General features: G+C 71.7%; 20 protein-coding genes. 8 read left to right on the forward strand and 12 right to left on the reverse strand.

Annotation, left to right across the window (positions count from 1 at the left end):
- Positions 1 to 28 precede the first annotated feature (28 nt).
- Complete coding sequence (locus HD595_RS09700) at positions 29 to 1,441, reverse strand: LVIVD repeat-containing protein (RefSeq protein ID WP_420540698.1); 1,413 nt, start codon at positions 1,439 to 1,441, stop codon at positions 29 to 31.
- A 135-nt stretch (positions 1,442 to 1,576) separates the two neighbouring features.
- Positions 1,577 to 2,965: an LVIVD repeat-containing protein gene (locus HD595_RS09705; protein ID WP_253767717.1), complete on the reverse strand. Its 1,389-nt coding sequence runs from the start codon at positions 2,963 to 2,965 to the stop codon at positions 1,577 to 1,579.
- Between the two features lie 175 nt (positions 2,966 to 3,140).
- Here HD595_RS09705 and HD595_RS09710 point away from each other — a divergent pair, with 175 nt between their 5' ends.
- Positions 3,141 to 3,773, forward strand: a complete 633-nt coding sequence (locus HD595_RS09710; protein WP_253767719.1) for a DUF305 domain-containing protein — start codon at positions 3,141 to 3,143, stop codon at positions 3,771 to 3,773.
- Positions 3,774 to 3,795: 22 nt separating this feature from the next.
- On the opposite strand, the gene HD595_RS09715 is transcribed toward HD595_RS09710, so the two are convergent.
- Both HD595_RS09715 and ahcY read right to left on the reverse strand, forming a co-directional pair.
- Positions 3,796 to 5,031 (reverse strand): adenosylhomocysteinase, encoded by a 1,236-nt coding sequence (locus HD595_RS09715; protein WP_308211113.1) that lies wholly within the window; start codon positions 5,029 to 5,031, stop codon positions 3,796 to 3,798.
- 191 nt (positions 5,032 to 5,222) lie between these two features.
- Positions 5,223 to 6,650, reverse strand: coding sequence for an adenosylhomocysteinase (gene ahcY, locus HD595_RS09720; RefSeq protein WP_253767722.1), 1,428 nt, complete (start codon positions 6,648 to 6,650; stop codon positions 5,223 to 5,225).
- Between the two features lie 117 nt (positions 6,651 to 6,767).
- Between ahcY and HD595_RS09725 the strand changes: the two genes are divergently transcribed.
- Entirely contained in the window at positions 6,768 to 7,127 is a 360-nt protein-coding gene (locus HD595_RS09725) for a MerR family transcriptional regulator (protein WP_253767724.1), read from the forward strand.
- Positions 7,124 to 7,672: a GerMN domain-containing protein gene (locus HD595_RS09730; protein ID WP_253767726.1), complete on the forward strand. Its 549-nt coding sequence runs from the start codon at positions 7,124 to 7,126 to the stop codon at positions 7,670 to 7,672. Before HD595_RS09725 ends, HD595_RS09730 begins: the two co-directional genes overlap by 4 nt.
- Positions 7,673 to 7,699: 27 nt before the next feature.
- Here the strand turns inward: HD595_RS09730 and HD595_RS09735 are convergent, their stop codons facing one another.
- Positions 7,700 to 8,806 (reverse strand): alpha/beta hydrolase, encoded by a 1,107-nt coding sequence (locus HD595_RS09735; protein WP_253767728.1) that lies wholly within the window; start codon positions 8,804 to 8,806, stop codon positions 7,700 to 7,702.
- Between the two features lie 74 nt (positions 8,807 to 8,880).
- On the opposite strand from HD595_RS09735, the gene HD595_RS09740 reads away from it, so the two are divergent.
- Positions 8,881 to 10,602, forward strand: a complete 1,722-nt coding sequence (locus HD595_RS09740) for a phosphatidylglycerol lysyltransferase domain-containing protein (RefSeq protein ID WP_253767730.1) — start codon at positions 8,881 to 8,883, stop codon at positions 10,600 to 10,602.
- A 27-nt stretch (positions 10,603 to 10,629) separates the two neighbouring features.
- On the opposite strand, the gene HD595_RS09745 is transcribed toward HD595_RS09740, so the two are convergent.
- The 5 genes from HD595_RS09745 to HD595_RS09765 are packed head-to-tail and all read right to left on the reverse strand — an operon-like array spanning position 10,630 to position 14,658.
- Complete coding sequence (locus HD595_RS09745) at positions 10,630 to 11,556, reverse strand: cation diffusion facilitator family transporter (protein ID WP_253767732.1); 927 nt, start codon at positions 11,554 to 11,556, stop codon at positions 10,630 to 10,632.
- Between the two features lie 52 nt (positions 11,557 to 11,608).
- Positions 11,609 to 12,715 carry a bifunctional phosphoglucose/phosphomannose isomerase gene (locus HD595_RS09750; protein ID WP_253767734.1) on the reverse strand — a complete coding sequence of 369 codons (1,107 nt, stop codon included), beginning with the start codon at positions 12,713 to 12,715 and terminating at the stop codon, positions 11,609 to 11,611.
- Positions 12,712 to 12,891 (reverse strand): Trm112 family protein, encoded by a 180-nt coding sequence (locus tag HD595_RS09755; RefSeq protein WP_253767736.1) that lies wholly within the window; start codon positions 12,889 to 12,891, stop codon positions 12,712 to 12,714. The genes HD595_RS09750 and HD595_RS09755 overlap by 4 nt, the downstream gene beginning before the upstream one ends.
- Entirely contained in the window at positions 12,888 to 14,252 is a 1,365-nt protein-coding gene (locus HD595_RS09760) for a phosphomannomutase/phosphoglucomutase (protein WP_253767738.1), read from the reverse strand. The genes HD595_RS09755 and HD595_RS09760 overlap by 4 nt, the downstream gene beginning before the upstream one ends.
- Before the next feature lie 40 nt (positions 14,253 to 14,292).
- The gene (locus tag HD595_RS09765) at positions 14,293 to 14,658 is read right to left on the reverse strand and encodes a DUF3499 domain-containing protein (protein WP_175587591.1); all 366 of its coding nucleotides are present in this window, start codon (positions 14,656 to 14,658) and stop codon (positions 14,293 to 14,295) included.
- Between the two features lie 219 nt (positions 14,659 to 14,877).
- Between HD595_RS09765 and HD595_RS09770 the strand changes: the two genes are divergently transcribed.
- The gene (locus tag HD595_RS09770; protein WP_253767740.1) at positions 14,878 to 15,318 is read left to right on the forward strand and encodes a metallopeptidase family protein; all 441 of its coding nucleotides are present in this window, start codon (positions 14,878 to 14,880) and stop codon (positions 15,316 to 15,318) included.
- A gap of 65 nt (positions 15,319 to 15,383) precedes the next feature.
- On the opposite strand, the gene HD595_RS09775 is transcribed toward HD595_RS09770, so the two are convergent.
- Positions 15,384 to 15,644 (reverse strand): WhiB family transcriptional regulator, encoded by a 261-nt coding sequence (locus HD595_RS09775; RefSeq protein WP_049564653.1) that lies wholly within the window; start codon positions 15,642 to 15,644, stop codon positions 15,384 to 15,386.
- A 319-nt stretch (positions 15,645 to 15,963) separates the two neighbouring features.
- Positions 15,964 to 18,561: a hypothetical protein gene (locus HD595_RS09780; RefSeq protein ID WP_253767742.1), complete on the reverse strand. Its 2,598-nt coding sequence runs from the start codon at positions 18,559 to 18,561 to the stop codon at positions 15,964 to 15,966.
- A 192-nt stretch (positions 18,562 to 18,753) separates the two neighbouring features.
- On the opposite strand from HD595_RS09780, the gene cofD reads away from it, so the two are divergent.
- The 3 genes from cofD to HD595_RS09795 all read left to right on the forward strand — a co-directional run bounded on the left by cofD (position 18,754) and on the right by HD595_RS09795 (position 21,818).
- Positions 18,754 to 19,704, forward strand: coding sequence for a 2-phospho-L-lactate transferase (gene cofD, locus HD595_RS09785; protein ID WP_253767744.1), 951 nt, complete (start codon positions 18,754 to 18,756; stop codon positions 19,702 to 19,704).
- On the forward strand, positions 19,701 to 21,002 hold the full coding sequence (locus tag HD595_RS09790) for a coenzyme F420-0:L-glutamate ligase (RefSeq protein ID WP_253767746.1): 1,302 nt from the start codon (positions 19,701 to 19,703) through the stop codon (positions 21,000 to 21,002). Before cofD ends, HD595_RS09790 begins: the two co-directional genes overlap by 4 nt.
- Before the next feature lie 81 nt (positions 21,003 to 21,083).
- The gene (locus HD595_RS09795) at positions 21,084 to 21,818 is read left to right on the forward strand and encodes a lytic polysaccharide monooxygenase (RefSeq protein WP_253767748.1); all 735 of its coding nucleotides are present in this window, start codon (positions 21,084 to 21,086) and stop codon (positions 21,816 to 21,818) included.
- The last annotated feature ends 115 nt before the right edge of the window (positions 21,819 to 21,933 follow it).

Raw genomic sequence — 21,933 nt, forward strand, 5'->3', positions numbered from 1 at the left:
CCGCGAGGTGGCCCCTGGCAGGGCCGTCCTACTGGGTCTGCGGGTTGAGGACCTTCAGTCGCTTCCCGGCCGCCGACGCCGTGCGCGGGTCGGTGATGCGCAGCACGTCCAGCCCCTTCTGGATGTCGCTGCTGTAGATGTGGCCGTTGTAGTAGTACGCCGACCACGAGCCGCCGAAGTCGCGCGGCGAGAGCGGCCCCCGGTCGAAGTAGCCGATCTCCTGGGGCTTGGCCGCGTCGGTGAAGTCGATGACGGACACGCCGCCCTGGTACCACGCCTGGACCATGATGTCGCGGCCCTTGGCCGGGATCAGCGAGCCGTTGTGGGCGACGCAGTTCTCGCCGGCGCTCTGGTGCCGCGGGATCTTGAAGTACGCCTGCTTGACGAGCTGACCGCCCGTGACGGTGTAGATGGCGTCCGCGCCGCGCTGCGGGCCGACGGCCTGGGTGCAGACGGCGCCGAGGCCGCCGCCGAGCTCGTCGGTGAAGACGACCTTGTCACCGGTGGCGTTGAAGGTGGCCGAGTGCCAGAACGCGAAGTTGTCGTCGGTCACCCGGGCGGTGACCTTCGGGCGCTCGCGGTCGGAGATGTCCATCAGCACGCCGTCGCCCATGCAGGCGCCCGCGGCGAGGTTCTTGCTCGCGAAGACCGTGATGTCGTGGCAGCCGCTGGTGGGCGCGAGGAGCGTCTCCTGCTTCTCGTTGCCGCCCTCGGGGAAGAGCACGGGCTTGGCGACCACCTTGGCGGTCGTGGGGCGGTCCAGCGGCACCTTGACGATGGAGATGCTGTCGTGGGGCGGCTTGCAGTGCGGGAAGTCGTTCTGCGGCCCGTACGAGGACACGTACAGGTAGACCGCCTTGCCCGTCTTGTCGGGCACGAGGGTGTTGGTGTGCGAGCCGCAGTCGGTCCTGACGGACTTGATGTACTTCGGGCGGGCCTTGTCGGAGATGTCGAAGATCCGGATGCCCTCCCACGCCGACTTGAACGCCGGCGACGTCGGCTCGGCGCGGCAGGAGTCGCCCTTGACCGGGTCGTCCACCGACAGGAACAGCAGGTCGCCGTGGACCGACACGTCGTTCTGGCCGCCGGGGCAGGAGACGCGGCTCACCACGGCCGGCTTGGCCGGGTTCTTGATGTCGTAGACGGTGAAGCCGTAGTAGTTGCCCTGGTAGGCGTAGCGCCCCTGGAAGGCCAGGTCCGTGCTGTAGGCGTCGGACGCGGTGAAGCCGCCCTGCTTGGGGACGGTGGCCACGTGCTTGATATTCGAGCTGGTCCTGGCGCCGTCGTCGCGGGCCTGGGCCGCGGATGTCGCGAGACCCAGCACCGCTCCCGTCAGCACGAGGACACGGCCCAGCTTGAGGGCACGGCCGATTCTGGACGCCACAGAGGACCTCCTGGTCGGGGATGAAGTCAGCCGCCCCACTATCGCAGGAAAAATCATCTTCTGTGGGGTACGGGTGGCGTCCGGGCATGGCGAGGGCCGGCCCGCGGAGGAGGCGGGCCGGCCCCGCGCTCACGAGACCGCCCGGCACGCCGGGCCGGTCACGCCTGTGAGGTCAGCCGGTTCGGGAGAGGGTCAGTCGTGGCCCCAGCCGCCTCCCCGGTACGACTCCTGGGTCTGGACGTTGAGGCGGTCCGTACGGACGCGGTCGGCGCCCCGGACGAGCGGGTCGTCGATCGTGATGATGTCGAGGCCCTGGTGGAAGTCCGCCGCGTAGATGTTGCCGTTGTAGTAGTACGCCGACCAGATGCCGCCGCCGCTGCCGTCGGCGCGCGGGCCGCGCTCGAAGTAGCCGATCTCCCTGGGCTTGCTGGAGTCGGTGAAGTCCCAGATCGAGACGCCGCCCATGTACCACGCCTGGACCATGATGTCCTTGCCCTTGACCGGGATCAGCGAGCCGTTGTGGGCGACGCAGTTCTCGCTGTCGGCCTGGTAGCGGGGGATCTTGAAGTAGCTCTTGAAGACGAGCCCGCGCCGCGTGACGTCGTAGATGGCGTCGGCGCCCCGGTTCGGGCCGGTGGCCTCGTTGCAGGTGGCGGCGCCGCCGCCGCCGAGCTCGTCGGTGAAGACGACCTTGCGGGCGTCGTTGCTGAACGTCGCCGAGTGCCAGAAGGCGAAGTTCGGGTCGGTGACCCGGGCGGTGACCTTCGGGTTCAGCCGGTCGGAGATGTCGAACAGCACGCCGTCGCCCATGCAGGCGCCCGCCGCGATGTCCTTCTCCGCGTACGCGGTGATGTCGTGGCAGCCGCTGGTGGGCAGCAGCAGGCCGGGCTGGGTCTCGTTGCCGCCGTCGGGGAAGACGACCGGCGTCGCCGCGACCGCGGCGGCGGTCGGGTCGTCCAGCGGCACCTTGATGATGGAGATCTTGTCGTGCGGCGGCTGGCAGTCGGGGAAGTTCGCCGCCGGGTTGTACGACGAGACGTACAGGTAGACGTTGTGGCGGCGGTCACGGCCCTTGCCCGGCACCAGGGTCAGGGTGTGGGAGCCGCAGTTCGTCTCGACCGACTTGATGTACTTGGGGGCGGCCTTGTCGGTGATGTCGAAGATGCGGACGCCTTCCCAGGCCTCCTTGTGGTCGGCCGACAGCGCGGTGCTGTTGCACGAGTCGTCGCTGCGCGAGCTGTCCACGGCGGTGAAGAGCAGGTTGCCGTAGACGGTGACGTCCATCTGGCTGCCCGGGCAGACGACCGAGCTGACCGGCTTGGCCTGCTTCGGGTCGCGGACGTCGTAGATGGAGAACCCGCCGTAGTTGCCGACGTACGCGTACCCGCTCTGGAACGCGATGTCGGTGTTGATGGTGCCCGCGATGGGCGCCGGCTTCGGGATGTTGAGCACGTGGGAGACGTTCGGGCTGGTCACCACGGTGTCGGCCGGAGGGATGTCCGCGGCCGAGGCGGGCATCGCCATCGCGCCTAAGGCGACGGCCGCAGCCGCGGCCACGAGACTCCTTCGCAGGGTGAGCACTCGGAGGCTCCTCTCGGAGGATAAAGCCTATATAAATGACAAAATTCTGACCCGTCGTGTCATCCTGCGCCTAGCGAGCACTATGTCAAGAAATTTGCTGACTTGCCGTATTTACGGGCGGTTGCCGGACCGTCTACAGTGCAACGTCGCAACTCCCCGCGGTCAAGGAGGTCGGGTGCGCAGCGCACTCATCGTCGGCGCCTGCGCCTTCCTGCTGGTCACCGGCTGCACGGACACCCCCGCGGCGGCTCCGCCGGTCCCCACGGTGACCGACACGGCGCCCGTCCTCGCCCCCGGCAAGCCCGGCGAGGAGGCCCGCACGCTGGCGCCGAGCGAGGCGGCCACCGCCGTGCCGCCCCAGCGGGCGAACGCGGCCGACGTCCGCTTCATGCAGAACATGATCGTCCACCACCGGCAGGCGCTGGACATGAGCCTGCTGGCCGGTTCCCGGGCCGAGAGCGACGCCGTCAAGCGGCTGGCCGCCCGCATCAACGACGTGCAGGGCCCCGAGATCGCGATGATGACCGACTGGCTCAGGGCGCAGGGCCAGCAGGTGCCCGACCACCACGCCGCGCACCAGGGCATGCCGGGGATGGCCACGCCCGAGCAGATGGAGGCCCTGAAGGCGGCCAAGGGCGCCGCCTTCGACCGCCTGTTCGTCCAGCTCATGACCGCCCACCACCAGGGGGCGCTCACGATGTCGGCCGAGGTCCTCACCAAGGGCTCGCACCAGCGGGTCCAGGAGATCGCCGAGGACATCTCGGTCAGTCAGTCCGCCGAGATCCGCCGCATGTCGGCCATCCGCTGAGGGACGGCCGCGCCGGTCCCGGTCAGGAGCCGGCGCGCCAGGAGTGCAGGTACGACTCCTGCTCCTCCGTGAGCGCGTCGATGCCGATGCCCGTGGCCGCCAGCTTGAGCCGGGCCACCTCCTGGTCGATCGACTCGGGCACGTCGTAGACCCCGGGCGCGAGCCCGGCCCGCTCCCCGACGAGCCAGGCCACCGCGAGCGCCTGCGCCGAGAACGACATGTCCATGACCGCCGCCGGATGCCCCTCCGCGGCCGTCAGGTTCACCAGGCGGCCCTCGGCCAGCAGCAGCAGCCTCCGGCCGTCGGGCAGCACGTACTCGTCGGTGTTGGGCCGCACGCCGCGGTGGACCTCGACGGCCAGCTCGTCCAGCGCCCGCACGTCGATCTCCACGTCGAAGTGCCCCGCGTTGGCCAGGATGGCGCCGTCCTTCATGACGGCCAGGTGCTCGCCCCGGATCACGTCGCGGTTGCCCGTCACGGTGATGAACAGGTCGCCGGCCGCCGCGGCCTCCGCCATGGGCCGCACCTCGTAGCCCTGCAGGGTCGCGTCGAGCGCCTTGACCGCGTCGATCTCGGTCACCACGACCCGCGCCCCGAACCCCTTGGCCCGCTCCGCCACGCCCCGCCCGCAGAACCCGAACCCCGCCACCACCACGGTCCGCCCCGCGAGCATGGTGTTGGTGGCCCGCATGATCCCGTCCAGCGTGGACTGCCCGGTGCCGTAGCGGTTGTCGAACATCCGCTTCGTCCGCGTGTCGTTCACCGCCACGACCGGGAACCGCAGCGCGCCCTCCGAGGCCATCTGCCGCAGCCGGATGATCCCCGTGGTCGTCTCCTCGCAGCCGCCGCTCACTCCGCCGAGCAGGTCGGTGCGCTCGGTGTGCAACGTGTTGACCAGGTCGCACCCGTCGTCGAGCACCAGGTCGGGCCCGAGGTCGAGGGCCTGGTGGATGTGCCGGTAATAGGTGGCCCGGTCCACGCCGGCCCGCGCGTGGACCGCGATGCCGTAGCCGCGCAGCGCCTCGGCCACGTCGTCCTGCGTGGACAGCGGGTTGGAGGCGGCCAGCGCGATCTCGGCGCCGCCCGCCCTGAGCGCGCCCATGAGCACCGCGGTCTCGGCGGTCACGTGCAGGCACGCGGCGATCCGCAACCCCTCCAGCGGCCGCTCGGCCCCGAACCGCTCCCCGATCGCCGTCAGAACAGGCATCGACCGAGCGGCCCAGGAGATCTGCCGCTCACCACTGTCCGAGAGATCCACGTGCCAAGCCCCAACCGAAGAACACGGCCAAGAGTGCGCTCGTCACGGCGCGCATGCCGTGAGCCCTCACGACCGGCCATGACAGACGGAGGGGACGTCGGCGAGTGCGGGTGACTTGGCCTGCCGTAAAAGAAAATGATCTTAAAACCGGCTCCGGAGGGAAAGCCCCTCCGAAGCCTCGGCACGAGAAATCAGTACCGGTAGTGGTCGGGCTTGTACGGGCCCTCGACGTGGACGCCGATGTAGGCGGCCTGCTCCTTGGTCAGCTCGGTGAGCTTGACGCCGAGGGCGTCGAGGTGGAGCCGGGCGACCTTCTCGTCCAGGTGCTTGGGCAGCGTGTAGACGCCGATCGGGTACTCGCCGGTCTTGGTGAACAGCTCGATCTGCGCGATCACCTGGTTGGTGAACGAGTTGGACATCACGAAGCTCGGGTGGCCGGTGGCGCAGCCGAGGTTCATCAGGCGGCCCTCGGCCAGCACGAGAATCGAGTGGCCGTCGGCGAAGACCCACTCGTCGACCTGCGGCTTGATGTTGCGCTTCTCGATGCCCGGCAGCTTGGCGAGGCCGGCCATGTCGATCTCGTTGTCGAAGTGGCCGATGTTGGACACGATCGCCTGGTGCTTCATCCGCGCCATGTGGTCGGCGGTGATGATGTTGAAGTTGCCCGTGGTGGTCACGAAGATGTCGGCGATGCCGACGACCTCGTCGAGGGTGGTGACCTGGAAGCCGTCCATGGCGGCCTGCAGGGCGCAGATCGGGTCGATCTCGGTGACGATGACGCGGGCGCCCTGGCCGCGCAGCGCGTCGGCGCAGCCCTTGCCGACGTCGCCGTAACCGCAGACGACGGCGACCTTGCCGCCGATCAGCACGTCGGTGGCGCGGTTCAGGCCGTCGATGACCGAGTGGCGGCAGCCGTACTTGTTGTCGAACTTCGACTTGGTGACCGAGTCGTTGACGTTGATGGCCGGGAACAGCAGCTGGCCGTTCTTGTGCATCTCGTACAGGCGGTGGACACCGGTGGTGGTCTCCTCGGTGACGCCCTTGATCTGCTCCGCGATCCGGGTCCACTTCTTGTCGTCGCCGACCGTGCGGGTGAGCAGGTCGATGATGACGTGCCACTCCTCCGGGTCCTCGGCCGTGGCGGCGGGGACGGCGCCGGCCTTCTCGTACTCGGCGCCCTTGTGGACGAGCAGGGTGGCGTCGCCGCCGTCGTCGAGGATCATGTTGGGGCCGTCACCGCCGGGCCAGGTCAGGGCCTGCTCGGTGCACCACCAGTACTCCTCCAGCGTCTCGCCCTTCCAGGCGAAGACGGGGACGCCCTTGGGGTCGTCGACCGTGCCGTCGCGGCCGACGACGACCGCGGCGGCGGCGTGGTCCTGCGTGGAGAAGATGTTGCAGCTCACCCAGCGCACCTCGGCGCCGAGGTCGACCAGCGTCTCGATGAGGACGGCGGTCTGGATGGTCATGTGCAGGGAGCCCATGATCTTCGCACCGCGGAGGGGCTGCGCGGCCGCGTACTCCTTACGGATCGCCATGAGCCCGGGCATCTCGTGCTCGGCGAGCCTGATCTCCTTGCGGCCGAAGTCGGCAAGTGAAAGGTCGGCGACCTTGAAGTCCATTGTTTCCCCTCGCATCGGGACGGTGTCTCGCATCGGGACGGTGTCGCCGACGAGTCTAGGCGCCATCCCGGCGAGGTCGCATCTCGGCGCCCCCGAAACTGACGTAAGAATGTAAGGATGCGTATCACGGAGGCCGCGCGGCGGCTCGGCATGTCCCCTCGGATGCTGCGCTACCGGGAGGCGCTCGGCCTGCTGCCCCCGGTCCGCGAGCAGGGCGCCCACCGCCGGTTCGGGCCGGAGGAGCTCGCGGCCGTGGCCCAGGGCGTCGAGCTGGAGAGACGTTTCGACGTCTCCCCCGCCGAGCTGGCCTTCGCGCTGCGGGTGCTCAGCGAGCCCGCCGTCGCCGCGGCGGTGCGCGACCTCGGCATCCGGATCGGGCGGATCGCGGTGCCGCGCCGCGCGCTCGACTTCGAGAAGGAGAAGGCACTGCGGCTGCTTCGAACCAGCGCCCCAGCGCATACGTCTAAGAAATCATGAAAGAGCTCTTAGTGGCCACCGTGCTCGCGCTCTCCCCGGCGCAGGCGGCGGGCTCCCCGGCGGCGCACGCCCCGGACTCCCCGGTCCAGGCCGCCGCGCCGCAGGCCGGCGGCGCGGCCGGCAAGCCCCGCGAGGTCAAGGTGTACTTCTCCAAGGGAAACGGCATCCCCGGCAAGGTCGTGGCCGTGACCCGCAGGGCGCCGGGCCAGGGGGTGGCCAGGTTCGCCGTCCAGCAGCTGATCGCCGGCCCCACCAAGGCGGAGCGGCGGCGCGGCCTGCACTCGGAGCTGACCGGCAACCTGCGCGGCAGGTCGTCCTGCGGCGCCGACTTCACCGTCGCGATCAGGAAGGGCGTCGCGACGCTGCGCTTCTGCCGCACCGTCGTCAGCGACGGCATCGGCGGCGACGCCCGGGCCCTGTACTCGATCGACAGGACGCTCAAGCAGTTCGCCGGCGTCCGCGACGTGATCAGCCTCGACAAGAAGGGCCGCTGCCTGTTCGACCAGAGCGGCACCGGCAAGGCGTGCCTGACCGCGCACGAGTAGGACACCCCCGCGGCACTCTCGGGCGGGTCAGCCGGGGGTGCCGGTGGGGGACGGGGTTTCGCCGCCGGGGGCGTGGAGCTGCTGGGCCAGCCACGGCAGGGCCTGCGGCAGCTCCCGGTTCCAGGTGTTGAAGTTGTGGCCGCCGCTGGGCAGGATCAGCGACGACGCCTGCATGGGCGGCTTGACCGCGGCCAGGAAGGCGAGCGTCGAGCGGTAGTCGCTCTCCCCCTTCCTGCTGCTGGTGACGAGCACGCTGACCGGCGGCGCGGGCAGCGTCGCCAGCCGCCACATCAGGTCGTTGTCGTGCTCGACGGCCTGCTGCCCGCCGAACAGGTCGCCCGTGGTGCCGTCGATGATCGTGCGGTAGTAGCCCGACAGCGACACCGCCGCCGAGAACGCCTGCGGATGGGTCATCGCGAGCTTGAGCGCGCAGTACCCGCCGGTCGAGCCCCCGAGGACCCCCCAGTACTCCCTGCCCGGCGCGACCCGGTACGCGGTCGTCATGTCGCGCCGCACGTCGTCGGCGAAGTACTTCTGGACCTGCGGCCCGCCCGGCACGTCCACGCACTCGGTGTCGCGCGGCAGCACCACGCTGGGCCGCATCATCACGAGGACCGTGGGCGGCACCTGGTGGCGGCTGATGGCGGTCGCGAGCCGTCCGGGCAGGTCCAGCCGGGTCATCAGGTTGCGCGGGTCGCCCGGGTAGCCGGTCAGCGCGAGGATCGCGGGGAAGCGCCGCCGCTGGTCCCTGAGGTAGGCCGTGGGCAGGAACACGTACGCCTGCTCGCTGAGATGCGTGGTGGGGCCGGGCATGATGACCTGCTCGATCCGGCCGCCGCGCACCGCCTGGCTGTCCAGCACCTGGAGGCCCTGCCCGGCGATCGTGATGGCCGCCGTGCCGGGGTCGGTGCCGAGCAGGTCGTCCCAGGAGCCGTAGAAGCCGAAGTAGTTGTTGACCAGCAGCCCGAGCGCCGCCAGGGTCAGCACCTGATTCCCCGCCAGCACCCCCGTCCGTGCCAGCACGGCGGTCCAGCGTCGTCCGGCCAGCCGCGGCCATGCCCACACCGTGGCGACGAGCGCGCCGATCGCGAGCGCGGCCGTCATAAGCTGGAGGGGCAGCGAAGTGAGTCCCATCCTCCAGAGGCTTACTCGCCACGCCGTAAGACCGCGGTTAACGCGGGGATTATCGCCATGGGCGTTGAATCCGGATGGTGAAGAAGATCTCGCATCCCTGGGTGCCCGCCGTGGCGGGTTACGCGGCCCTGATGGTCGGGCTTCTCGACATCGTCAAGGCCGTGGCCCCCCGCCTGGGCCGCAGCGGGATGGCCGCGTGGTCGGACGCGCTGCCCGGCATCGCGACGACCGTCGCCCGGGCGACCTCCCTCGTGGTGGGCATCCTGCTCATCATGCTCGCGCACGCCCTGCGCCGCCGGAAGGTGCGCGCCTGGCAGGCGGTCGTGGCGCTGCTGCCGGTCAGCGCGGTCATGGCCCTGGTCCATCTCCGCCCCGTCACGGCGGCCATCAGCCTGCTCTTCCTCGTGGCGCTGCTGCTGAACCGCAGCGAGTTCTACGCGCTGTCCGATCCGCGCAGCCGGTGGCGGGCGCTGTGGAACCTGCTCGCCTTCGGCGCCCTCGACCTCGTCCTTGGGTACGTGATCGTCAGTGTGCGTCCCCGGGCCATCGCCGGCGACCCCGGCGTCGTGGAGCGGCTCCAGCACGTGGTCCTCGGCCTGGTCGGCATCGAGGGCCCGGTCACCTTCGTCTCGCCGCGCGTGGGCGACCTGGTCTACCTCTCGCTGCTCGCGCTCGGCACCCTGACCGCCGTCACCACGGCCTACCTGGCCCTGCGCCCCGAACGCCCGGTCGCCGAGCTGACCGACCAGGACGAGAGCCGCCTGCGCGAGCTGCTCGACCGGCACGGCGCGCGCGACTCGCTCGGCTACTTCGCGCTGCGCCGCGACAAGAGCGTCATCTTCTCGCCCTCCGGCAAGGCGGCGATCGCCTACCGGGTGGTCTCGGGCGTCATGCTGGCCAGCGGCGACCCGATCGGCGACCGGGAGGCGTGGCCCGCGGCGATCAAGGTCTTCATGACCGAGGCGCGCAGGCACGCCTGGGTGCCGGCCGTGATCGGCTGCGGCGAGACGGGCGGCGAGGTGTGGACCCGCGAGGCCGGGCTGTCGGCGCTGGAGATCGGGGACGAGGCGGTGGTCGAGGTCGCCGACTTCACCTTGGAGGGACGGGCGATGCGCAACGTCCGCCAGATGGTCAACCGGACGGAACGGGCCGGCTACACCTGCCTCGTGCGCAGGGTGGGCGAGCTCACGGAGGACGAGAAGGAGCGGATCAGGGCGGCCTCCGCCTCCTGGCGCGGCGCGGAGACCGAGCGCGGGTTCTCGATGGCGCTCGGCCGCTTCGGCGACCCCGGCGACGGCCGCTGCGTGGTGGTCACGGCGCACAAGGACGGCCAGATCAGGGCCGTGCTGCACTTCGTGCCGTGGGGGCCGCGCGGCATCTCGCTCGACCTGATGCGCCGCGACCGCGACGCCGATCCCGGCCTCAACGAGCTGCTGATCGTCAAGACCCTGCAGGCGGCGCCCGCGATGGGCGTCAGCCAGGTGTCGCTCAACTTCGCGATGTTCCGGGCGGCCCTGGCGCGCGGCGAGCGGCTCGGCGCCGGGCCGGTGCTGCGGGCCTGGCGCGGCCTGCTGCTCTTCCTGTCGCACTGGTTCCAGATCGAGTCGCTCTACCGGTTCAACGCCAAGTTCCGGCCGGTCTGGGAGCCGCGCTTCGTCGTCTACCCGAACGCGCGCGACCTGCCGCGCATCGGCGTGTCGGCGCTGCAGGCCGAGGCGTTCATCACCCTCGGCCGGCCGCGCCTCAGGCGCCGGAGCGCACGCCTGCTCGGGAAGGAGGCGGCGCCGCTCACCTGAACCCGGCGCGCGGTCGTGTGCCAGGGATCAGGCGGTGGTGGTGCGGGAGCGGTCGAGGTCGGGCTCCAGGTAGATGACCCGGGCGATCGGCACGGCCGCGCGGATGCGCCGCTCGGCCTCGTCGATGCCGCGCGCGACCTCCGACGCCGTGTCGTTGTGCGCGACCGCGATCTTGGCCGCCACCAGCAGCTCCTCCGGCCCGAGGTGCAGCGTCCGCATGTGGATCACCCGCTCGACCTCGTCGGCGGCCTCCAGCGCGTCGCAGATCTGGCGCTCCATCTCGGGGGTGGCGCTCTCGCCCAGCAGCAGCGACTTCGTCTCGACGGCCAGGATGACGGCGATCACCGCGAGCAGCAGGCCGATCATGATCGTGCCGATGGCGTCCCAGACGGGGTTGCCCGTGATGACCGCCAGGGAGACGCCGAACAGCGCGAAGAGCAGACCGAGCAGCGCGCCGAGGTCCTCCAGCAGGATGACCGGCAGCTCGGGCGACTTGGAGCGGCGGATGAACGCGAACCACGACTGGTTCCCGCGCAGCGGGGCGGCCTCGCGGATGGCCGTGCGGAACGAGAAGCCCTCCGCGATGATCGCGAAGATCAGCACGGCGAACGCCCAGACCGGCGACTCCACCCCCTCGTCCGAGGAGAGCTTGTGGATGCCCTCGTACAGGGAGAACACCGCGCCGATCGTGAACAGCACCACGGCCACCACGAACGCGTAGAAGTAGCGCTCGCGGCCGTAGCCGAACGGGTGCTCCCGGTCCTGGCCGCGCTGCGCCCGCTTGCCGCCGATCAGCAGGAGCAACTGGTTGCCCGAGTCGGCCACCGAGTGGATGCCCTCGGCCAGCATCGACGACGAGCCGGTGAAGAAGGCGGCCACGAATTTCGACGCGGCGATGGCCAGGTTGGCCGACAAGGCCGCGATGATTGCTTTCGTACCGCCGCTCGCGCTCACCGGTCTGCTCCGCTCGTGAAGATCATGTACTCATTGCCCCGGGACTGGGATCCTATTCCGCAATCCTGGCCTTCAACTCGGTGATGGCCGACACCGGGGTCGGGTCAATGCCGTACCCGAGGGCGAGGTAGACACTCGCGTAGTCGGCGATCCCGACGAGCGAGGCCATCCGGACCAGCGGATGCTCGCCCTCGGCGGCCAGCTCGCTGACCGGCACGTCGCGCTCGTGGGCCAGCCGCGCCGACGCCTCGCGGCGGCGCGTCACCTGGGGATGCTCCTCGTCGTCGCGCACCAGCACCAGGCGCAGGCCGCGGCCGGGCTCGTCGGAGAAGATGTCGCGCTGGGCGAACGGGCCGTCGAAGGCCACCACCTGGTTGTGGTTGGCCTCGGGCAGCTCGCCGAAGACCGCGGGGTACTTCGCGTTCTCGTTGAGCTGGCAGGCCAGCCGGTAGCCGGCGACCGCGGCGAGCGGCGAGGTGCCCCAGATCATCGGCACGCTCTCGGCCAGCTCCATGGCCAGCGTCTTGCCCGGGTTGATGAACGACTCGCTGGAGGGCCGGCACCGGTGGGCGATCCCCTCCAGCGTCGTGGCCACCTCCTCGAACAGCCCCTCCTCGGCCCGGACCAGGCCGAGCGCGGACGCGGCCACGATCAGCGGGACGGTCAGCAGCCAGACGTTCGCGCGCGGCTGGCCGACCGCGGGCACCGGCACGAACGGCGCCGACGCCTGCCGGGCGATCGCCTCCAGCGGCGATCCCGCGCCGCCCACCGCGATGAGCCGGCAGCCGCGCCGCACGGCCTCCGTGGCCGCCGACAGCGTCTCCTCGGTACGGCCCGAGCAGGAGACGGCGATCACCAGGTCGGCGGCGCCCACCCAGCCGGGCAGCTGGTAGGAGCGCACGGTGACGATCGGCAGCGGCGCGCCCCGGCCGCACACGGCGGCGAGGATGTCGCCCGCGATGGCCGAGCCGCCCATGCCCGCGACGACGACGGCGCGCGGCCGGGACTGGCCGGCCGAACCGGGCAGCCCCGCCTCGACGGCGACGCGGTGGCCGGTGCGCACCTGGGCCGCGGACGCGGCGACCGCGAGCAGCATGCCGCCCGGGTCGCCGTCGGTCAGGTGTTGCTGGTCGTCGAGCCGGTCGGGCTCCCAGTTCACGACTTCCTGGCCTCGTCGACCAGGAGCACCGGGATGTCGTCGCGCACGGGGTAGACGAGGCCGCACCCGGTGCAGGCGAGCTCCCCGGCCTCGTCGCCGGCCCCGCCCTCGGCCCGCAGGGGGGACTTGCACGCCGGGCAGGCCAGGATCTCCAGCAGCCAGTCGTCGATCTTCACTCTGACACCCTTCTTACGACGGCGAGCACCTCGTCGGTGACCGCCTTCATCGTGGTCTCGTCGGCCGCCTCGGCATTGAGCCTGAGCAGCGGCTCGGTGTTGGACGCGCGCAGGTTGAACCACCAGCCGGAACCGGTGACGGTCAGCCCGTCGAGCTCGTCGAACTCGCCCCGGCCCGCGAACTGCGCGCGCACCCGGTCCAGCGCGGCCCCCTGGTCGGCGACCGTGCTGTTGATCTCGCCGGAGGCGTGGTAGCGGGAGTACGCCCCGACCACCTCGGACAGCGGCCGGTCCTGCTCGCCGAGCGCGGCCAGCACGTGCAGCGCGGCCAGCATGCCGGAGTCGGCGTACCAGAAGTCGCGGAAGTAGTAGTGGGCGGAGTGCTCGCCGCCGAACACCGCGCCGGTGCGCGCCATCTCGGCCTTGATGAACGAGTGGCCCACGCGGGTGCGCACGGGCCGCCCGCCCTGCTCGCGGACGATCTCGGGGACGCCGAGCGAGGTGATGAGGTTGTGGATGATCACAGCGCCGGGGTGCTTGGCCAGCTCGCGGGTGGCGACCAGCGCGGTCACCGCCGACGGCGGGACGGACTCGCCCCGCTCGTCCACGACCCAGCAGCGGTCGGCGTCGCCGTCGAAGGCCAGGCCGAGGTCGGCGCCGCTGTCGACGACCGCGCGCTGTAGGTCGCGCAGGTTGGCCGGCTCCAGGGGGTTGGCCTCGTGGTTGGGGAAGGCGCCGTCGAGCTCGAAGTAGAGCGGCACGGTCTCGATGGGCAGGCCGTCGAGGACGGCGGGCACCGTGTGGCCGCCCATGCCGTTGCCCGCGTCGACGGCCACCTTGAGCGGCCGGATGCCGGACAGGTCGACGAGGGTGCGCAGATGCCCCGCGTAGCCCTGGAGCAGGTCCTTCTCGATCAGCGCCCCGGTGGCGCCGCCGCCCGCGAGCGCGCCGCCCGAGGCCAGCAGCTCGGCGGCCCGGTCGCGGATCTCGGTCAGGCCCGTGTCGCCGCCGATCGGCACCGCGCCCGCGCGGCACATCTTCATGCCGTTGTAGCGGGCCGGGTTGTGGCTGGCGGTGAACATCACGCCGGGCAGCCCGAGGCTGCCGCTGGCGTAGTACAGCAGGTCGGTGGACCCGAGCCCGGCGTAGACCACGTCCACGCCGCGCGAGCGCGCGCCCCGCACGAACGCCGCGCTCAACGGCACGGACGACTCGCGCATGTCATGGGCGACCACGGCCGACTCCGCCCCGGTCACCTCCGCGAACGCCGCCCCCACGGCCTCCGCCGCCGGCTCGTCCAGCTCGTCGGGCACCACGCCGCGTACGTCGTAAGCTTTGAAGATCTTGGCGAGGTCGCCCACTCTCCAGCTCCGCCCCTAGGTCTGCTACGTCTGGACGAGCCTACCGGTCACGGTGCTGCTGGGCGGAACGAAGAACGCGCAGATGCCCGCGGCGGCCGACCTCGACGCCCTGCCCGACCGGCTCGCCGCCGCCGGGGGTGGGCCGGGCGGCCTCGCGCACGGCGTTGGCCAGCGCCTCCAGGTCGTCGGAGCTGGGCGAGGCGCCGTCCGTCGGCAGGCGCACCACCTCCCAGCCGCGGGGGGCGGTCAGCCGCTCGGCGTGTTCGGCGCACAGGTCGTAGCAGTGTGGCTCCGCGTACGTCGCCAGGGGGCCGAGAACAGCGGTCGAGTCGGCGTATACGTACGTGAGCGTGAAGACGGCAGGCTGGCTGCAGGCGGTGCGGGAACAGCGGCGGACGGGGCTCACGGAGGGACCGTATCCGGTAAGGGGGCGGGGCGCCACTATCTGAGCGCTCTTAACGAGCGTGTCGCCACAATTCGGACAGCTGTCGCAGCGTTCGGACGCCTGTCACAGTGTTCGCACGGCTGTCAGAGCGTTCGGACGGCTGTCGCAGCGTTTCCACCCACATGCCCGCGATGGCCGTCGTCCTCGGCCCCGGAGGCCGGGTCCCCTTAGACTTGCCGTGTGACACATGAGCGGCGCCCGAGGCGGCGCGATCGGCATGGTCGCGGCCTGCGCGGTCCACTGGCGCCCTCCCACGTGCCCATGGCGCGCTCGCGCAGCGAGCGGTTCGACGACCTGGTGCTCGACGCGGTCGACCGGCTGCGCCCGCAGTGGGGCAAGCAGCTCTCGGCGGTGGAGTTCGCGGTGGAGGACGTGCCGCCGCTGAGCGAGCTGGGCGACGGGCCGGGCATGGGCGCCGATCCCGTGCCGTTCGGCCGGGCCGAGGTCGCCAAGGGCGCCGACCCGGCGTCGATCGTGCTCTACCGCCGCCCGCTGGAGGCGCGCGCCCGCGACCGCGACACGCTAGGGGCGCTCGTCCACGACACGGTCGTGGAACAGGTCGCCACACTGCTCGGCCTCTCGCCGGAGACGGTCGACCCCGGCTACGACGACCGCCGCTGACCGGCCCGGACACCGCATGAGAAAGGGCCACGCGGAGTTCCGCGTGGCCCTTTCGGCAGATATCTCTAAACGGCCTGGCGCTTGATCCTTCTGCGCTCCCGCTCGGACAACCCACCCCAGATGCCGAACCGCTCGTCGTGCTCAAGCGCATATTCCAGACACTCTGCACGTACTTCGCAGGATCGGCAGACCTTCTTGGCCTCTCGGGTGGAGCCGCCTTTTTCCGGGAAGAACGCCTCAGGATCAGTCTGCGCGCACAAGGCGCGCTCCTGCCATCCGAGTTCTTCAGCGTCAAGCTGATCCTGTGCGATGACCAGATCGGTCACTGCACACCTCCCTGCCGCCCGCCCGCAATGGAGCCCCCCATGAACGCCTCCCTACTACCCACCCACGGGAAGGCGTAACAACATGGTGGTAATTACACGCGTGTGCTGTACGTGACGTCAAGCGGCATGCCGGTATCCGGGGAAAGGCCAGCTCTCGCCCCGGTGTGCATGGCATGTGATGTTCGCACCTGACCCATCACCACGTGATCCATGGCGTTGGCCTGGCGTGTTCAACGCTGTCAGCGGTCGGAACCGTACCAGGGCGGTATAGAGCCCCGCCCGTGGCCCACCTACTCTCTAGCCGTGCTTTGCCGGTTCGTTACCTGCGTGGCTCGTTGGGGGTGTATATGGCTGTGGGGTCGATCGGGTCGTCGCCGTCGCGCGACCGGTCGGAGCCGCCCGTTCCGTAGGGCTGCTGCTGGTCGAGCCGGATCGTCGACTCGGGGTTGCCCTGCGGCCAGCCCTGCGCGGGCGGCTGCTGCTGGTAGGGCTGCGGCTCGTAGTGCGCCGGCTGGGGCTCGTAGCCCTGCTGGGCGTGCTGGCCGTAACCCTGCTGCTGCGGGGCGCCGGGCTGCTGCTGGGGGTTCCCGTACAGCGCGTCGTACGGGCCGGGCTGCTGCTGCTGCGGGCTCCCGTAGCTGGAGTGCTGGTACGTCTCGGCCTGCTGGTAGGCGTCCAGGAGCTGCTGCGAGCGCGGGTCGACGGGCGGGTCCGGCTCCTGGTAGGCGGACTGGGCGTACTCGTGGCCGGAGTAGCCGGTGAACGGCTGACCGCCCTGCGCCTCGTACGCGGGGCGGGATTCCTGACCGGCCGGAGGGTACGGCACGCTCGGGGAGGTCTCGCCGGAGCTGTAGACGGGGTCGGCGGGGCTGTTGAAGGCGTTCGGCTGCCCGCCCTGGGGCTGGTAGCCGGCTCCGGCGTCGTGGGAGGGGGTGTAGGGCGCCGCCGGCTGGACGCCGCTGGGGGGCTGCGGCGTGTAGGGCGTGTACGGCGCGCCGCCCTGCGGGTCCGTGGCGTAGGGGTTCGCCTGGGACTCGGGGGCCGGGGCGTAGACGTCGGGCTGGGAGTGGGTGGGGGTGTAGCCGCCGGGCCGCGTGTCGGCCGGGGTGTAGCCGCCGCCCGGCTGGGAGTCGGCCGGGGTGTACGGGGTGAGCGGGGTGTCCAGCGTCGGGTAGGTGCCGGGGCCCGAGTCGGCCGAGGAGTAGACGTTCGGCGAGGACGACGACGACGGCGACGGGTCCAGGGAGTCGAGCGAGTCGAGGGAGGAGTACGGGCTCGACTGGCCGTAGGCGCCGGGGTGGCTGTCGGCGGGGACGTACGGCGCGGGCTGGTACTCGGTCTGCTGGTAGTCGCTCTGCTGCGGGTATGCGCCGCCGGGCGCGGTGTCGGCCGGGGTGTAGTCGGCGGTGTTGTAGCCGGGCTGGGCCTGGGCCTGTCCGCCGTAGGTCTGCTGGCCGGGCTGCGGCGGGAACGCCTGGGTGGGGCTGGTCTGGCCGAAGCCCTCGGGCTCCGCGGGGCCGCCGTACGGGGACTGCTGCGCGGCCTGGCCGGCGGGCGCGCCGTGCTGACCGCTCGGCGGAGCCGGGGCGTAGCCGGGCTGCTGGTCGTGCTGGCCGGTCGGCGGGACCTGGCCGTAGCCGGGCTGCTGCTCTTGACGGCCGTAGGCGTTCGCGGAGTCGGTCCGGCCGTAGGCGGGCTGCTGGTCGGCCTGGCCGTAGGCGCCGGCGGGGTCGGCCTGGCCGTAGGCGGGCTGCTGGTCGGGCCGGCCGTGAGCGGGGTCCGGCTGGCCGCCGAACGGCTGCTGCTGGTGGTCCGGCTGCCCGCCGAAGGGCTGGCTTCCGAAGGGCTGCTGGTCCGGCTGGCCTACGAACGGCTGCTGGTCGGGCGGGGTGAAGCCCGGCTGGGGCTGGCCGTATCCGGGCTGCTGGTGCGCGTCGGGCTGGCCGAACGGCGTCGCGCCGGACTGGCCGAACGGCTGCTGCTGGTCGCCCTGTCCGTAGGCGGGCTGGTCACCCTGCCCGAAGGCCGGCTGCCGCTCACCCTGTCCGTAGGGGGCCGCCGGGTCGCTCTGCCCGTAGGGGGCGGCGGGGTCGGTCTGGCCGAAGGAGGCCGCGGGGTCGGCCTGCCCGTAGGCGGGCTGCTGGTCCGGCTGGGCGAAGCCCTGGTCGGCGTGGCCCGGCCGGTCGGAGTCGGCGTCGGCCTTGCTGTCGCCCGGCGCGGCGGGGAGCGCGGCGCGCGGCTGGGGGACGGGCTGCTGCGGGGTCTGCGGCCGCTGGTAGGGGTCCTGCGGGCCGTGGGGGGCGCCGTCGGGCTGGCCGAAGCCCTGCTGCCCGTACGCGGGCTGCCCGCCGTACTGGCCGGGCCGGCCCTGCGGGTCGGGGGTGTAGCCGGGGCCGAACGCGTCGGAGCCGCTGCCGTGGACCGGGTTGCCGTACGGCGTCGCGCCGAAGCCGGGACGCTGGCCCGTGCCGCCGGAGTTCGCGGCCAGGGCCTGAGGGAGCAGGTAGACCAGCGCGATGGCCGTCAGGCCGAGCAGCGGCACCCCGGAGAGCAGGAACTCCACCGTGAGCCGGGCGCCGCCGCCCGAGAGGAGCCCGAGCAGCAGCGCGAGCGCGCCGAACAGCGTCGCGAGGCCGAGCGCCCCGGTCGCCCCGAGGACGATCGGCCGCGCCTTGGGCGACGGCGGCCCGAACCGGGTGACCAGCAGCACGGAGCCGAGGAGCAAGGCCACGGTGACGGGGCTGGTGAAGCTGGAGAAGTTGGTGAAGGCGCGGTCCATCAGGGACGAGCCGCCGCCGTACGGGGTCGTCGTGCCGATCAGCACCCGGCCGATGGCCAGCAGGACGTCGATCGCGCCCGCCGCCAGCATCAGCCAGGCGGCCGGCTCCCTCAGCCGCGCTGCGTCAAGTTTGTTCACGACTACTCCCATCGGACCCTTTAGCCCGAAGGGAGTTTGCCACATCACCGCCATGGATGACGGGAGTCCCGCCAACCACTTATCCCCCAAAAGCACCACATCGCCTGCTATGCCGTGTTTTTCGGAGGGTTGCGGATCGGCAACACCGAGGCCGTCTCGGGCGTGTCAGAGGCCGGTGGAAGACTGGTCGGCATGCACATCGTGTCCCTCGCCGGCGGCATCGGCGGCGCCCGCTTCCTGCGCGGACTGCGCGAGACCGCGCCCGACGCCCGGATCACCGTGATCGGCAACACCGGTGACGACATCACCCTCTTCGGCCTGCGGGTCTGTCCCGACCTCGACACGGTCATGTACACCCTCGGCGGCGGCATCGACGAGGAGCAGGGCTGGGGCCGGGCCAAGGAGACCCACGTCGTCAAGGACGAGCTGGCCGCCTACGGCGTCGAGCCGCAGTGGTTCGGCCTCGGCGACCGCGACTTCGCCACCCACATCGTCCGCTCCCAGATGCTGGAGGCCGGCTTCCCGCTCTCGCAGATCACCCGGGCGCTCTGCGCGCGCTGGCAGCCGGGCGTCGAGCTGCTGCCGATGAGCGACGACCGCTGCGAGACGCACGTCGTCGTCACCGACGAGCGCGGCCGGCGGGCCGTCCACTTCCAGGAGTGGTGGGTGCGGCTGCGCGCCTCGGTACCCGCCGAGTCGATCGCCCTGGTCGGCGTGGACAGCGCCAAGCCCGCCCCCGGCGTGCTGGAGGCCATCGAGGAGGCCGACGTGGTGATCCTGCCGCCGTCCAACCCGGTGGTCAGCATCGGCACGATCCTCCAGGTGCCCGGCATCCGCGAGGCGCTGCTGCCCAAGACGGTCGTGGGGGTCTCCCCCATCATCGGCGGCGCCCCGGTGCGCGGCATGGCCGACGCCTGCCTCACGGCGATCGGCGTCGAGACCACGGCCCAGGCGGTGCTCGACCTGTACGGCGCGGAGCTGGTCGACGGCTGGCTGGTGGCGCCCGAGGACTCCGGCGTCCGGCTCGACGGCGTGCGCGTCGTCGCCCGGCCCATCCTCATGCGCGACCCCGAGACGGGCGCCGACGTGGCGGCCGACATCGCCCGCGACGCGCTCGACCTGGCCCTGGAGCTGGCCCGATGACCACCCACCCGACGACCGCCGACCCCAAGACCTCCGGCGGCATCGAGGTCGTCCCCGTCAGCGGCATCGGCGAGGTCCGGCCGGGCGACGACCTGGCGCTGCTGCTCCGCGACGCCGGCCTGCGTGACGGCGACATCGTCGTCATCACCTCCAAGATCGTCAGCAAGGCCGAGGGGCGGGTGCGCCGCGCGCCCGACCGCACGGCCGCCATCGAGGAGGAGACGGCCCGGGTCGTCGCCCGGCGCGGCGACACCGTGATCTCCCAGACCCGCCACGGCTTCGTGATGGCCGCGGCCGGGGTCGACGCCTCCAACACCGAGCCGGGCACCGTCCTGCTCCTGCCGGAGGACGCCGACGCCTCCGCCCGCCGGGTCCGGGCCGGGCTCGGCGCCCGGGTCGGGGTGATCGTCTCCGACACGTTCGGCCGTCCCTGGCGCAACGGCCTGACCGACCTGGCCGTGGGCGCCGCCGGCGTCGTCCCGCTGGAGGACTTCCGCGGCGGCGCCGACACGCACGGCAACCCGCTCAACGCCACGGTCACCGCGCTGGCCGACGAGATCGCCTCGGCCGCCGAGCTGGTCAAGGGCAAGCTGGCGGGCGTGCCGGTCGCGATCGTGCGCGGCCTCGGGCACCTCGTCACGGACGACGACGGGCCCGGCGTGCGCCCGCTGATCCGGCCGGCCGACGACGACCTGTTCCGGTACGGGTCGCGGGACGTGGTGTTCGCCCGCCGGACGATCCGCGCGTTCTCGGACGAGCCGGTGGACCCGGCCGCGGTGCGGCGGGCCGTCGCCGCGGGCATCGCCGCGCCGGCGCCGCACCACACGACGCCGTGGCGGTTCGTGCTGGTGGAGTCGGCCGCGGCCCGGCTCAAGCTGGTGGACGCGATGCGCGAGGCGTGGATCGCCGACCTGCGCGGCGACGGCTTCACCGAGGAGTCGATCGCCAAGCGGATCCGGCGGGGCGACGTGCTGCGCGACGCGCCGTACCTCGTGGTGCCGTGCCTGGTCATGGAGGGCTCCCACACCTACCGCGACGACCGGCGCAACGCCTCGGAGCGGGAGATGTTCGTGGTGGCGATGGGCGCCGGGGTGGAGAACCTGCTCATCCAGCTCGCGGTCGAGGGGCTGGGGTCGGCGTGGGTGTCGTCCACGATGTTCTGCCGTCCGGTGGTGCGCGAGGTCCTGGACCTACCGGAGACGTGGGACCCGATGGGGTGCGTCGCCGTCGGCCACGCCGCCGCGCCGCCCCGCGACCGGGCCCCGCGCGATCCGGAGGACTTCATCGTCACGCGCTGACAGAGCATGTCATCGGGCATTTACCGTTAGGAAAGTTTCCTTTACATTTAGGGCAACCCCCCAGGTAAAGGAGCACTTTCAATGCGAAGGACGCTCACGTTAGTCACCGTGGCGGTGATCACGATCGCCGCCACAGTGTTCGTGGCAGAGCCCGCCATGGCCCACGGGTACGTCAACTCGCCGCCGAGCCGTCAGGCGTTCTGCGCCCGCGGCCAGGTGCCCGACTGCGGCGACATCATCTACGAGCCGCAGAGCGTCGAGGGCCCGAAGGGGCTGCGCACCTGTCACGCCAACGTCTCCCGCTTCGCGCAGCTCAGCGACGAGAGCAAGCCGTGGCCGGCCACCTCGGTCGGCACCAGCGTGACGTTCACCTGGACGTTCACCGCCCGGCACGCCACCAGCTCGTACGAGTACTACATCGGCAACACGAGGGTGGCCTCCTTCAACGGCAACGGCCAGCAACCGCCCGCGACGATCTCCCACACGGTGAACCTCTCGGGCTACTCGGGCAGGCAGAAGGTCCTGGCGATCTGGAACATCTCCGACACCGCCAACGCCTTCTACTCCTGCATCGACCTCCAGATCGGCGGCGGTGGCGGCAACCCGACGCCCACCCCGACCCCGACCGTCACTCCCACGCCCACCCCCACGCCGACGCCGACCTCGAACCCCGGCGACACGTGGAAGGCGGGCACCGCCTACGCCGCGGGCGCGGTGGTGACCTACGGCGGCGCGTCCTACCGCTGCCTCCAGGCGCACACCGCGATCGCCGGCTGGGAGCCGCCCAACGTCCCCGCGCTCTGGCAGCGCGTCTGACCCTCCGATGACCGGGCCCGACGGATGGGCCCCGATGACCGGGCCCGAAGATGGCCCTGATGACCGAGCCCGATGGGCCCCGATGATGGGGCGCCGCCCCGCGCACCCGGGGCGG

It is taken from the genome of Nonomuraea roseoviolacea subsp. carminata, from assembly GCF_024172185.1.
GTDB classification, from domain to species: Bacteria; Actinomycetota; Actinomycetes; order Streptosporangiales; family Streptosporangiaceae; genus Nonomuraea; species Nonomuraea roseoviolacea.

What these genes read in the sequence shown, in the direction of transcription:
- HD595_RS09730 (WP_253767726.1), top strand. Translation starts at nt 7,124, where the DNA reads ATGAAAGAGCTCTTAGTGGCCACCGTGCTCGCGCTCTCCCCGGCGCAG.
- HD595_RS09790 (WP_253767746.1), top strand. Translation starts at nt 19,701, where the DNA reads ATGACCACCCACCCGACGACCGCCGACCCCAAGACCTCCGGCGGCATC.
- HD595_RS09725 (WP_253767724.1), top strand. Translation starts at nt 6,768, where the DNA reads ATGCGTATCACGGAGGCCGCGCGGCGGCTCGGCATGTCCCCTCGGATG.
- HD595_RS09795 (WP_253767748.1), top strand. Translation starts at nt 21,084, where the DNA reads ATGCGAAGGACGCTCACGTTAGTCACCGTGGCGGTGATCACGATCGCC.
- HD595_RS09740 (WP_253767730.1), top strand. Translation starts at nt 8,881, where the DNA reads ATGGTGAAGAAGATCTCGCATCCCTGGGTGCCCGCCGTGGCGGGTTAC.
- ahcY (WP_253767722.1), bottom strand. Translation starts at nt 6,650, where the DNA reads ATGGACTTCAAGGTCGCCGACCTTTCACTTGCCGACTTCGGCCGCAAG.
- cofD (WP_253767744.1), top strand. Translation starts at nt 18,754, where the DNA reads ATGCACATCGTGTCCCTCGCCGGCGGCATCGGCGGCGCCCGCTTCCTG.
- HD595_RS09735 (WP_253767728.1), bottom strand. Translation starts at nt 8,806, where the DNA reads ATGGGACTCACTTCGCTGCCCCTCCAGCTTATGACGGCCGCGCTCGCG.
- HD595_RS09700 (WP_420540698.1), bottom strand. Translation starts at nt 1,441, where the DNA reads ATGATTTTTCCTGCGATAGTGGGGCGGCTGACTTCATCCCCGACCAGG.